Below are 12,871 nucleotides of genomic sequence, written 5' to 3'. Positions count from 1 at the left end.
TTTAAGTTGTCAATTCTCTTTCTTTATTCTCTTTTTCAGACAGTTCTTTAATCAATTCTACCGCTTTTGGAAAAGCTTCTTTAAAATAATCAATATGCTTTTCAATCACATCTACCTCAACATGAAGATCTACCACATCTCCTTTTTGAGTCAGTCTGTAGGTTTCCATTGAACCGCTCCATTTTTCCGTTTCCTCATTTGGCGGCACTTCTTTAAAATCTTTGATTTCGCCCAGATGCTTAAAAGCCATATATTCGTTCGGAATTTTAATCTCAATAAGACTATTCATCCCTGTTCCCCCTGGTCCAAGAAAATAAATCTTGTCCCCTTCGTTCCAATTCGATTCAGCGTAGCTTCCTTCACAAAAAGCGCTTGTCCACTTTCGGTAAGTTTCATCATCCCATAAGACTTTCCAAATTTTTTCTTTAGAAGCCTTTATCTCAGTATTAAACACTAATTTTTCCATCTTAACCTGGTAATTTACTAAAATCCATAAATAAAACATTCCAACGATGACCATCCAAATCGGCAAAACCACAGCCATACATCCAGCCTTGGCTTTCTGCAGGAGGAGCAAAAATGGTTCCGCCGGCTTCTTTGACTTTTTCAGCTAATTCATCAACTTCTTCCCTGCTTTCTGCATCAATTGAAATCAAGACTTCCGAACTTGAATTCGTATCTGCAATGTTGTTCTTGGAAAAACTTGAAAAAAGCATTTCTTCGAAAAGCATTATCACAAAATGTCCTTCACCTACAACCATGCACGTCGAACTTGGCGTATCATGTTGTTCATTAAACGAAAAACCAATTTTCCAAAAAAAATCTTTCGCTTTTGCTACATCCTTTACAGGAAGATTCAACCATATTTGTTTTGTCATTTTTTGTTTTTTTTGTTGGGTTAGATATTTATTTCTTTTAAACCATATGAGTAATGTAAGCTAATTTAAGTTTGTAATCTTTGAACCTTTGTCACTTTGAGACTTTAGAGTCTAAAAACTAATTTGCTTCAATGTAACTTTTAAAATTATCCAAAATTGCCTGCCAACCAGCGCGCTGCATTTCTTCTGGATTTTGTGTTTCTGGATCGAAACTTTCAATTATTTCAACACCATTTGCAGTTTCAGTAAAAGTAATTTCAACCTTTCTTCCGTCTCCCATAACATACGAAAGCGCTTGGTTTGGCTTTACTAAAGTAAATTCTCCTTCAAAGTCAAAACTCATACTTCCGTCTTTTGCAGCCATAGTCAATTTGAATCTTCCTCCTTCTCTCACATCGGCTTCTGCATAAGGCGTGTGCCAATCAGGAGAAGCAAAGCTCCATTTTGTAATATGTTCTGGAGTGTTCCAAAAATTCCAAACTTTATCAAGAGATGCATTCACGGTGTTTTTAATTGTTATCATTTTTAAATAATTTTTGTTTGATTTGTTTCGTATTAATTATTACATGTTTTCCGGAATCTGACTTTCATCCATAAAGAAAACTTCCCAGTGATGTCCGTCTACATCTAGAAAAGTTCTTTGGTACATCCAGCCATAATCCTGAGATTGCTGGTAATCTGTTCCTCCAGCCTTAACTGCCTTTTCAATCATTTCATCTACTTGTTCTCGCGTTTCTACAGAAAGCGCCATAAGAGCTTCGCTGGTTGTTGTAGAATCACAAATTTGTTTCTTTGTAAATGTTTGATAAAACTCTTTTACCAAAAGCATCACAAAGATGCTTTCGCTTATAACAATGCAAGCTCCCTTATCATTAGTAAATTTCGGATTGGTTGGAAAGCCGAGTTCGTTAAAAAAAGATATTGCGCGATTTAAATCTTTTACAGCAAGATTTAAGAAGATTTTTGTTTTCATCTTGATAAAATTACGAATTAATTAAAACAAATTTAATTTTTTAAGATTACTTAAAAATGCCAATAAAAGTCATTTTTAGGGGCATTTGAGACAATTTGATTATTTTTGTAAGATACTGAAATTCCAAAAGACCAAAAATCATGAGCAAGAAACTAGGATTAATCGTACCTCACGACTATAAATTACTGAGCATTGCTGCAATATTAGAAGTATTTGAAACCACGAATAAACTTACTGCTGGAGAGGAGAAACCATTCGAAATTATGATTTTTCAATCTCAAGAGCAGTCCGATCAAGGAAATTTATTTGGATATAAAAGCAATGCCATTGAAACTTCGGATAGTATTCTAGACTTAATTTTAATTCCCGCTTTTACGACAGATAATATGAGCGAGATGATTAAAAAGAATAAATGTTTTATTCCGTGGCTGCAAAAACAGCATAAGGCTGGAGCTGAATTAGCTAGTTTTTGTACTGGAGCTTTTTTGTTTGCTGCTTCTGGTTTACTAAATGAAAAATTAGCTACAACGCATGTTGACGCGTGCAGTGCTTTTACAAAAGCTTTTCCGATGGTAAAATTAAAACCAGAGGAAACCTTAACAGCCGACGGAAGTTTATACACCAGCGGTGGGTCAACCTCAACATTTCACTTATTGATTCTTTTGGTTCAGAAATTCTGCGGTAACGAAATGGCAGTTAAAATTGCCAAAACATTCTCTATCGATTTAAATAGATACAAACAAAGCTATTTCAGCACCTTCAGACCCAACCATTTACACAATGATTCTTTAGTGGCCATGTTGCAGCAAAAAATTGAAAGCCAATATCATTCCATCGAAAAACTAGAAGAAATCACAAAAGATATTCCAACAAGTGCCAGAAACATGACACGCCGTTTCAAACAAGTGACAGGAATTCCGCCAATTGAATATTTGCAGAATATTAGAGTCGAAAGTTCGAAGAAATATTTAGAACAAACGCAACTTTCGATTTCGGAAATTATTGAAAAAACTGGCTATAACGACCCAAAAGCTTTTAGAAAGGTATTTTATAAAATGGTTGGTATGAAGCCTATTGAATATCGAGAGAAGTTTAGGGTGCAATAATACAAAAAAACCTGTTCAAATAAATGAACAGGTTTATAAAAGAACTTTAGCAAAGTTTTAAAACTTTGACAAAGTGAATTATTCTAAATCCTTAAGAAGCAATTTCCATACGCTTCAATAAGTTTTTGCTAAGCGTATGTTCTGCATATTCTTTGTCGATTGTCAAACTTATATCGTCAGAAGTTGGCAGTTCGTACATGGCATCTGTCAAGATAGCTTCACATAATGAACGCAATCCACGAGCTCCTAGTTTATACTCTAAAGCTTTATCTACAATAAAATCTAAAGCCTCGTCTGTAATCGTAAATTCAACATCATCCATTAAGAATAATTTCTGATATTGTTTGATCAATGCATTTTTAGGCTGTGTTAAAATCGCACGAAGCGTTGCTTTATCCAAAGGATCCATGTGCGTTAAAACTGGCAAACGTCCAATAATCTCAGGAATCAAACCAAAGTCTTTGATATCTTTTGGTATGATGTATTGCAATAAATTATCTTTATCAATATTGTCAGTGTTTTTAGAAGTAGAGTAACCAACTGCCTGACGGTTTAAACGTTTTGAAATAATACGTTCTACTCCATCAAAAGCACCACCAGCAATAAATAAGATGTTTTGAGTATTTACCTCAACGAATTTTTGGTCTGGATGTTTACGTCCTCCTTTTGGCGGTACGTTTACCACTGTTCCTTCCAATAACTTCAATAATGCCTGTTGAACACCTTCTCCAGAAACGTCACGAGTTATAGATGGATTATCACTTTTACGAGCGATTTTATCGATTTCATCAATAAACACGATTCCTCTTTCTGCTTTTGCTACGTCATAATCTGCGGCTTGAAGCAAACGAGTCAAAATACTTTCAACGTCTTCCCCAACATAACCCGCTTCTGTCAATACTGTTGCATCAACAATTGCCAAAGGAACGTCTAACATTTTAGCAATAGTTTTTGCCACCAATGTTTTTCCTGTTCCAGTTTGACCAACCATGATGATGTTACTTTTTTCGATCTCAACTTCATCGTCCAATTGCTGTTGCATTAAACGCTTGTAATGATTGTAAACCGCAACCGACATTACTTTTTTAGTCTGATCTTGACCAATAACATATTGATCTAGGAAAGCTCTAATTTCTTTTGGTTTCTTTAAAATCAAGTCCCCAACTAGTTTTGCGCTTCCGCTAGATTTTAATTCTTCTAAAACAATTCCGTGCGCCTGTTCAATACACTTATCACAAATATGCGCATTGATACCAGCTATTAATAAATTAGTTTCTGGCTTCTTTCTTCCACAAAACGAACATTCTAATACTACTTTTGCCATTCTATTTAAGTTACTAAGCTGCAAAGATACTAAGTTTCTAAGCTTTTTGATTTAATTAAAACTTAAAAACTTAATTCCTTGCAGCTTAATATTATTTTTTGTTTCAAGTTTCAGGTTCCAAGTTTCAAGCTGGTGTGTTATGTGCCAAACTTGAAACCTGAAACCTGAAACAATTTAAACCTTAAAAATTTATCCTCTTCTTAATACTTCGTCGATCATTCCGTATTCTTTTGCTTCGTCTGCTTTCATCCAGTAATCACGTTCACTGTCTTTATGAACTCTTTCGAAAGTCTGACCAGAATGATGAGAAATAATGTTGTAAAGCTCATCTTTTAATTTTAACATCTCACGCAAGTTGATTTCCATATCTGTCGCAACACCTTGCGCTCCTCCAGACGGCTGGTGAATCATAACTCTTGAGTGAGGCAATGCAGAACGTTTTCCTGCAGCTCCAGCACATAATAAAACTGCTCCCATAGAAGCTGCCATTCCTGTACAAATTGTCGCTACATCAGGCTTGATGTACTGCATAGTATCGTAAATTCCTAAACCTGCGTAAACACTTCCCCCTGGAGAGTTTAAATAAATTTGAATATCTTTTGAAGCATCAGCGCTTTCTAAAAATAACAACTGAGCCTGAACGATATTAGCGATCTGATCGTCAATACCAGTTCCTAAAAAGATAATTCTGTCCATCATTAATCTTGAGAAAACGTCTAATTGAGAAATATTCAGCTGACGCTCTTCTATAATATATGGAGTCATGTTGGTTGGAGTCATTGCCGCTACGATTTTATCGTAATACATTGCGTTTACTCCTTGGTGCTTTGTAGCAAATTTTTTGAATTCTTTACCGTAGTTCATATTTTTAGTTTAAAGTTGAAAAGTCTAAAGTCAGAAAATGACTAAAACGAATTAAACAAAGTTCATACCTTTTTATAAGAGATGCCAATTTGTCTTCTTTCTAAAGATGCTAAGATTCTAAGGCGCTAAGATTCTAAGTTTTTTTTAACCAAGAAACGTTTAGCAACTTGAAACCTGAAACAAAAAAAGAACGTCAACAGAATAAAAAATTCCATTGACGTTCAAATATAATTATTTTTATCTTTCAGTTTCTGTAATAAAATCTTAATTTTTAAAAAGTATACTTCTTAACTTCGACTTTATAACTTTTGACTTTCAGACTAAAATTTATTCTCCGTAAGAAGCTGCAATAAATTCTTCGTAAGTAACCTCTTTAGTAGTTGGGTTAGCTTTTTCTTTGAAAATATCTAACATTTTAGATGCTACAACTTGCTCAGAAAGTCTTTTCACTTCATCTTGGTTAGATAAAACTCTAGCTACGATTCCTTGAACTTCTTCGTCAGTTGGGTTTGTTTGACCAAATTGAGCCATTTGCTGTCTAATTGCGTTTGATGTAAACTCTTTCAAATCTTCAAATGTAATTTGGATATTGCTTTGAGCTAATGCTTTTCCTTCGATTAACTGGAAACGTAAACCTTTTTCAGATCTTGCGTATTCTACTTCAGCTTCTTCTGGAGTTAATTTTTTCTCTCCAACAGTTTGCAACCATTTTTTTAAGAATTCAGCTGGCAAATCAAATTTTGTGTTTTCGATTAAGAAATCCTGAACATCTAATAATAATTTTTGCTCTGCTTGCTGCGCGAATTGTGCTTCAGCATCTTCTTTAATTTTAGCTTTTAAATCTTCTAAAGAAGCTACTTTTCCTTCACCAAAAAGTTTATCAAATAATTCTTGGTTTAATTCAGCTGGCTCAGAACCGTTGATAGCGCTGATAGTAAAGTTTACTTCAACATCTAAACCGTGAACACCTTCGTGACCTACTTTTAAGTAATCCATTAATTGGTGATCGTCATCAAACAAACCTTTTGTGCTTACTGTAACAACATCTCCAACTTTTTTACCTATGAATTGTTTTTGAGCTTTTTTACTGAATGTATCAACAGAGATTGTAGTCGTATTGTTGATTCCGTTTGCTTCGCTTGAGAAAGTTCCAGTTAAGTCAGATTTTGCATCAGATATTTCTTGTGGAACTGCTTTTCCAAATTGTTTTTGGATACGCTCCACTTGTCCGTCGATCAATTTGTCGTCAGCAGTAACAACGTATTTTACGATATTATTTTTAGCTTCAAGATCAATTTCGAAGTTTGGCACTAAACCAATTTCATATTCGAAAGTTAACTCTTCAGCATCCCAGTTAAAATCTTCGTTTACTTTTGGAAGCGGAGTTCCTAAAAGATTTAATCTTTCAGATTGAATATAACGCTCTAAAGCCAAATCAACTACTTTTTTGATCTCTTCTTGCTTAATAGCTTTTCCGTATTGTTTTTCAACAAGATCTTTAGGAACTTGTCCTTTTCTGAATCCTTTTACTTGCGCTAAAGGCATTTTTTCGTTGATTCTTTTTGCTACTTGACCTTTATAATCCATATGAACAACGTTCATAACAATCGTCTCGTTTACAGCGTCTATTGCTACTCTTTTAATATCCATCTTCTTCTTTAATTTACGTAATAAAATTGGGTTGCAAAATTATAAAATTTTTGCAACCCAACCAAGTTTTTAATTTATTGTATTTGAAGCAGTTTTAATCCGCCTGATTTGTTTTTATTTATCGTCTCCCAATATTTTATAAGTAAGAGATTGAAGTATAGACAAAATAATACTGAATAGTAATGCTGTCCAAAATGAATTTACCGCAAAACCTCCTACAATATTAGTGCACAGCAAAATAATTACCGCGTTTATCACCAGTAAAAACAAACCTAATGTGACCAACGTAACTGGCAAAGTTAAAATCACTAAAATTGGTTTTATAAAAACGTTCAGCAATCCTAAAACTACTGCTACAATTACAGCTGTACCAAAACTAGCCACGTGCACTCCTGTCAAAATATTAGATAATAACAAAACCAAAGCCGCAGTAACAAGGAGTCTAAGTAATAATTTCATAGTTATTCAGGTTTAAAATTTATTTAAAAGTAATAAAATTTTTATCAAAAATGACTACTCTTTTAAAAACGTAGTGGTCAATTCGAAAAACAGCTGCGGATTTTCAGCATGAAGCCAATGCCCAGCATTTGGAATCGTTTCTAATTTTAAATTCGGAAAATGCTTTCGGATTCCGTCAATATCCTGATCTTGAATATAGCCCGAATTTCCTCCTCTAATAAATAATGTCGGATTATTAAAAACCAAATGATCTGCCAAAGGCTTTCCAATTGTATCGAGATTGTTGTTGAAAGCTTCTAAATTGAATCTAAAAGCCAATTGTCCAGATTCCTTCCAATATAAGTTCTTTAGCAAAAACTGACGTGTTCCGAAATCTGAAACATATTGTGCCAAAATTGCCTCCACATCATTTCGGCTTGGTTTTACCGAAAAATCAACAGCATTTAATCCTGCCAAAATATCTTGGTGATGCTGTTTGTAGAATCTCGGACCAATATCTGCTACAATCAATTTGTCTACAATTTCTGGGTGTGTTGTAGCAAAAAGCATTGCCACTTTTCCACCCATCGAATGTCCCAAAATATCAATTCGTGTTAGATTATTTGCTTGGCAATATTCATATACATCCTGAACCATCGCTTCGTAACTCCATTCGTCTGAGTGAAAACTGCGTCCGTGGTTTCGTAAATCTAAAATATGAACTTGAAATCCGGCTTCTACATATTGTCCTGCAAGAGTTTTCCAGTTATCAGACATTCCTAGAAATCCGTGCATGATGATAAATGGTTCTCCCTCGCCTTCTATTTTTGAGTATAACATTTGCATTTGTATTAATATCTTTTACAAAGGTAGAAAAGTTGAGCAAAAAAGATTCAAAAACACCGTTATAAAACATTGTAAGAAATTTAATACAAAAATATTTTATGTTTTACGGTTTTCCGTAAGGAAATTCGGTTTAAAGTATCTATCTTCGCGCCAAAATCAAGATTTAAAAATCTTGATTTAATAACTAATTTAAACACCTAATCATGATTAAAAAATTCATTTTGTTATCATTAGTTGCTTCTCAACTTATGGTTTCTTGTTCAAATGACGACAGCCCAACAACAGATCCAACTAAAGAACTAACTCTTGAAGAGCAAATTGCTAACTTAGTAAAACAGCCTTACTCAAAACTAACTCCAACTGAGCAAAAAACAAAACTAGAGATTGAAGCTAATGACATGTTGGTTCAATTAGACAAATCTAAATCTTCTAGCGCTATTGAAGCAATGGAAAATTTAAGCCGTCTACTTGATGTAAGCAGCATCGATATTTTTAATGGAAAAAATGGCAATGAAGTTGAAGATATTTTAAATGTATCTGGTGTTTACGGTGTATACACTTGGGACAATGCTGGAAAAAAATGGGTTAAAACTGCTTCAACAACTGAATTAAAATTTGTTTTCCCTGCAAAAGAATCTCAAACAGCAAATAATGCGGTTTTTTCTTCAAAAAGCACTTCTTCTGACATTAAAGTAAAATACAATGATACCTACAGTTGGACAGAAAACGGCGGATCTGTAGAAGTTAACGATTACTTCTTCCTTCCTAATACTGCAGATGCTACTTTAACAATTGACAATAAAGAAGCTGCTGTATTTACTCAAACAGCTAAGTATGCTAACGGAAAAGAAGTTCCTACTGAATTCTCATACAAAATGAGCTTAAACGATGGTTATGTTTGGGAAATGAGCGGTACAAAAGCAACTGCAAGTACTTCAAAAGCTACACTTACTTATAATGGAAAGAATTTAATTTCATTTAATGCTGGAAGTTCTGCTGAAATTGACAAATTAATTGATAACGACGAACTTGTTCAATACAGAGGGAAAGCTAATGGTTTATTCCAATTAATGGACAATTTTGTAATTGTTGCTGATATGGATTTAGCTACCGAAGCTGCCGATAAAGAAGCGTTGTACAAAAACAATACCCGTCCAGCTTATCTAGACTATAAAGATCCTAAAAGTGACTACAAAGCTTATTACACTGCCTTGAACACATATGAGAAAAAAATCTCTGAAGGAAATGCAGCTAATTTCAACAAAAACATGAAACTGATTTTAGTTTCTAAAAAAGATGGAACAAAAATTGCTGATATTGTTCAGCATTCAGAGAAAGATGGTGAATACACTTTTAACCTGCCAATTTGGGATGCTGAGTTTGGGTATTGGGATAATTGGAATAGTACTGGAGAATCTTTTGCTCGACCATATCTTTACGAAGCTTATTACTTGAAATTCAGCGACAACACTGAGGTTGAAATGAGTGCTTATTTCTCTAGTGGATTTGAAAAATTACAAACCAAATTTGATGACTTTCTTGCCGCTTTCAACAAGCAATAATTTTTAAATACAATTGAGAAAAGCCGATTTGAGTTTTCAAATCGGCTTTTCTTTCTTAGGAGGAGTCCTAACAAGTATAGTACTCTGCCCATATCCTGACCAAATTCCTATTCCTCCCTTGATATTTGATTTTAAACTAATATTGGCTGGATAGATTGGATTCTGACTATTGACAATTTCATTTTGCCAGCTGTTCCAAAAATCTAAGGATTCTTTTGTTTGAGTTCTTAGTTTTACGTGAATTAAATCTCCATCAGCAAAATAAGGTGTAAATTTAGTTTTAGGAAACAATATAACTCCTCGATTTATTTGCACTGAAACAGCTGGATTTTCGAAATTTTTATCATCTAAGTTTCCATAAAATGAGGGAACAAAAATAGGTTCCTCTCCTTCAATTTTAGTTGCAATCTGATAATAATTTTTCTGATCACTAGGATCATCGAATTTCACAAAGACATATCCCGTCGTATCAGCAGGATTTCTCTTTATATAATCTGCACTTTTTAAAGCAACACTCTTAGGAATAATTGTGACAGCTTCTATTATCCTATTTAAATATTCAATTTTTAATGAATATTCTTTTCCCGCTTCCCCTTTTAATGATGAACCAAAATAAACAAACGGTGGCACTCTATTTTTATCATTTTTTACCCTCAAAACTTCAGACGTTACACCATCTGAAATTGTAATTTTTGCAGATCTTATGACATGATTTAAAACATTTGTCGAATCAATAACATCCGTCACAGGTATACTGGTAGACAACAAAACATTGGCAAAATCGCCTTCTTCAATCCAGCCTTCCACTACTATTTTAGATTCTAGACTTTTCTCCGTTTTAACATCATCATTAGAACAGCTTACGAAAATTAAAGCTAAAAGAAAGAACAGATACTTTTTCATATGCTTAAAATTTAAATCTCCAGCTAATAGAAGGCAGTATTCTATACAACACTTTCTCTTTCTGGGTTACTACTACTTTATCTTTATTCTCGTTTACTTCAACATCCAAAACCACATAAATTGGATTAGCAATATTAAAAGTGTTATAAATTGAAAAATTCAAGGTGCTTTCTTTTTTTGCTGTCTTTATAAAATAATAATTGGCCGCAATATCTGTTCGAATATAATTTGGCATCTGTGCATTATTATATCCCGAATATTCTTTTACAGGATTGTTATTAATAAAATACCACGAAGTTGGCATTGTAAATCTATTTCCAGAGCTAAATAGTTGCGTAATGCCAAAATTCCATTTAGAATTCAAATCGTACATTCCGACAAGGGAAAGATTATGGCGTCTGTCGTATTTGGCAAAATATGTTCTGCCGTTGTTAAGCTCATCAAAATTTCGGTCGGACCAACTTAAAGTATAGCTCAGCCAACCGCTAAACTTTCCATTGCTTTTTTTGAGCATCATTTCAAGTCCGTAAGCTTTTCCTCTACCCACATACAAATCATTTTTGAATGTTGTAATTTCATTAAACTGAGTAATTCCGTAAGGATACTCTAATAGATTTTTCATAGAACGATAAAAACCGCCTAAAGAAGAACTCCAGTTTCTCGTTATATTTTGATTGGAACCAATAGCAAATTCATTAGAATTCTGAGGTTTGATGCCATCTGAACTTGCAATCCAAAAGTCTGTAGGAATTCCAACACTTGAAGTTGTTATTAAACTTAAATATTGATACTGTTTATTATAAGAAGCATAAAATGAATATTTTTCGCTTGGAACATAATTCAAAACTACACGAGGCTGAAAATGCAAATACGAATCTGATCCTGATGCATAATAATTAATGCGAAGCCCTAAATCTGCTGTAAGATTTTCGATTATTTTAGGCCTTGCAGTAGTAAAAACAGCAGCTTCATTAGCATTTATGATATCGTGCGAATTGTTATTTATGGTTGTGAAATTTTCGACATTTATTTTCTGTGGTTGCAAATTATGATAAGCGTATTGAAATCCAGATTCAAAAGGTATATTTTTAATATAATATCGAACAGAATTCGTAAATCCAAAATCCTTCACAAACGACGAAACGTTAAACTGAATTGTCGCCTGCTCCATACTTAAATCATTAGAATATTGACTAAAATAAACAGCATTTGACATACTTACTTTGGGAGAAAGTGTTGTAATAAGAGACGGAGATACGGTAAAATTACTCCACTTTAAACTAGTTCGGAGCGCAAGATTTTCATCTTTAACTTTCAATTCATCTCCACTAGCAAAAGCATCCACAACAAATAAATTATTCTTAGAAATTTGAGATAAAAAGGTGAAGTTCCCGTCTGAAAAACCATATTTCATATCCTGAACATCATTGTTTTTTGATCCTGATTTTAATATTGGCCCAACTATTTCATCGATATAAGTTTTTCTTCCAGAAATATAAAACGCATTTTTATTATTTAAGGGAACATTAAAACTCAATTGTGAAGCTAAAATGCCCACATTTCCCTGAACACCAAATTCAGAAGGCATTTTTCTATTAGAATTTAGCAAAGTTGTAGAACTTAATCGTCCGCCATATTTTGAATTCGAACTTGATTTGTCAAATTCAACATCTTTTATATGATCTGCGTTGTAAAAAGGAAAAATTCCCAGTAAATGAGAGATTCCATAAATTGGAGTTCCGTTGTACAATATTGCGTTGTGTCCAGGATCTCCTCCTCTTACATAAAAATAACCATTTGCATCACCCGAATTTTGGACACCTGGAGTTAACTGCAGAATTTTCAGAATATCTGTTGTTCCCATAACACTTGGAACTGCCGACAATTCTTTTACATTAAAAGAAAGTTTTCCATTAGAAAGATGGGTTATTGCATTTTTTTTATTGTTAGAAATTACAACCTCTTTTAAATGAGCTATGTCTTTTTCTAAAACAATTGAAACAAAAGTATCTTTCTTTGCTTCAAATTGAATGTTTTTTGGAATATACCCTGATTGATCGATTTTAATTTCAACTTGCCCTAAAGGAATAGTTATCGAAAAATTGCCGAAAGCATCGGCTGTAGAAAAAGTTTGAAAGTCTTTTGCTGTAAAAGAAATATATCCACCAACCAAACTTTCATTTTCAGAAGATTTTATATTACCAGAAATAGTTGCCTTTGATTGCGCAAATACACCAGAAAAACAGAACAAACAGAACAAACAGAAGAAAGTAATTATTTTCAACACTTAATTTTAATAAGAAAAGTGCGAAAATAAACAATTATAA

At 33.5% G+C, this 12,871-nt stretch carries 13 protein-coding genes; 2 read left to right on the top strand and 11 right to left on the bottom strand.

The features are described from left to right. Position 1 precedes the first annotated feature (1 nt). From GR162_RS03455 to GR162_RS03440, 4 genes are all read right to left on the bottom strand, one after another. Positions 2-466: an SRPBCC domain-containing protein gene (locus GR162_RS03455; RefSeq protein WP_160780994.1), complete on the bottom strand. Its 465-nt coding sequence runs from the start codon at positions 464-466 to the stop codon at positions 2-4. A 1-nt stretch (position 467) separates the two neighbouring features. Then, positions 468-878, bottom strand: coding sequence for a VOC family protein (locus GR162_RS03450; RefSeq protein WP_160780993.1), 411 nt, complete (start codon positions 876-878; stop codon positions 468-470). Between the two features lie 118 nt (positions 879-996). Next, positions 997-1,401: an SRPBCC family protein gene (locus GR162_RS03445; RefSeq protein ID WP_160780992.1), complete on the bottom strand. Its 405-nt coding sequence runs from the start codon at positions 1,399-1,401 to the stop codon at positions 997-999. A 39-nt stretch (positions 1,402-1,440) separates the two neighbouring features. Then, the gene (locus GR162_RS03440) at positions 1,441-1,851 is read right to left on the bottom strand and encodes a VOC family protein (protein ID WP_129748751.1); all 411 of its coding nucleotides are present in this window, start codon (positions 1,849-1,851) and stop codon (positions 1,441-1,443) included. Positions 1,852-1,991: 140 nt separating this feature from the next. On the opposite strand from GR162_RS03440, the gene GR162_RS03435 reads away from it, so the two are divergent. Next, complete coding sequence (locus tag GR162_RS03435; RefSeq protein WP_160780991.1) at positions 1,992-2,957, top strand: GlxA family transcriptional regulator; 966 nt, start codon at positions 1,992-1,994, stop codon at positions 2,955-2,957. Between the two features lie 91 nt (positions 2,958-3,048). On the opposite strand, the gene clpX is transcribed toward GR162_RS03435, so the two are convergent. The 5 genes from clpX to GR162_RS03410 form a co-directional block, all read right to left on the bottom strand. Continuing rightward, positions 3,049-4,281: an ATP-dependent Clp protease ATP-binding subunit ClpX gene (clpX, locus tag GR162_RS03430; RefSeq protein ID WP_008467306.1), complete on the bottom strand. Its 1,233-nt coding sequence runs from the start codon at positions 4,279-4,281 to the stop codon at positions 3,049-3,051. A gap of 189 nt (positions 4,282-4,470) precedes the next feature. Continuing rightward, on the bottom strand, positions 4,471-5,145 hold the full coding sequence (gene clpP, locus GR162_RS03425; protein WP_008467307.1) for an ATP-dependent Clp endopeptidase proteolytic subunit ClpP: 675 nt from the start codon (positions 5,143-5,145) through the stop codon (positions 4,471-4,473). A 327-nt stretch (positions 5,146-5,472) separates the two neighbouring features. Next, positions 5,473-6,795, bottom strand: a complete 1,323-nt coding sequence (locus tag GR162_RS03420; RefSeq protein ID WP_160780990.1) for a trigger factor — start codon at positions 6,793-6,795, stop codon at positions 5,473-5,475. A gap of 114 nt (positions 6,796-6,909) precedes the next feature. Beyond that, a complete protein-coding gene (locus GR162_RS03415; RefSeq protein ID WP_160780989.1) occupies positions 6,910-7,254 on the bottom strand; it encodes a phage holin family protein in 345 nt (114 codons plus the stop codon). 54 nt (positions 7,255-7,308) lie between these two features. Beyond that, positions 7,309-8,073, bottom strand: coding sequence for an alpha/beta fold hydrolase (locus GR162_RS03410; protein ID WP_160780988.1), 765 nt, complete (start codon positions 8,071-8,073; stop codon positions 7,309-7,311). Positions 8,074-8,282: 209 nt separating this feature from the next. Between GR162_RS03410 and GR162_RS03405 the strand changes: the two genes are divergently transcribed. Then, on the top strand, positions 8,283-9,641 hold the full coding sequence (locus GR162_RS03405; protein WP_160780987.1) for a hypothetical protein: 1,359 nt from the start codon (positions 8,283-8,285) through the stop codon (positions 9,639-9,641). A gap of 36 nt (positions 9,642-9,677) precedes the next feature. Here GR162_RS03405 and GR162_RS03400 read toward each other — a convergent pair whose 3' ends face one another. Continuing rightward, positions 9,678-10,544 (bottom strand): DUF4249 domain-containing protein, encoded by an 867-nt coding sequence (locus GR162_RS03400; RefSeq protein ID WP_160780986.1) that lies wholly within the window; start codon positions 10,542-10,544, stop codon positions 9,678-9,680. Between the two features lie 4 nt (positions 10,545-10,548). Further along, complete coding sequence (locus GR162_RS03395; protein ID WP_237421276.1) at positions 10,549-12,828, bottom strand: TonB-dependent siderophore receptor; 2,280 nt, start codon at positions 12,826-12,828, stop codon at positions 10,549-10,551. Positions 12,829-12,871: the final 43 nt, after the last annotated feature.

Source organism: Flavobacterium sp. HBTb2-11-1, assembly GCF_009826975.1.
In the GTDB taxonomy this organism is placed as follows: domain Bacteria; phylum Bacteroidota; class Bacteroidia; order Flavobacteriales; family Flavobacteriaceae; genus Flavobacterium.
This window is presented reverse-complemented; position numbering and strand designations above follow the sequence as displayed.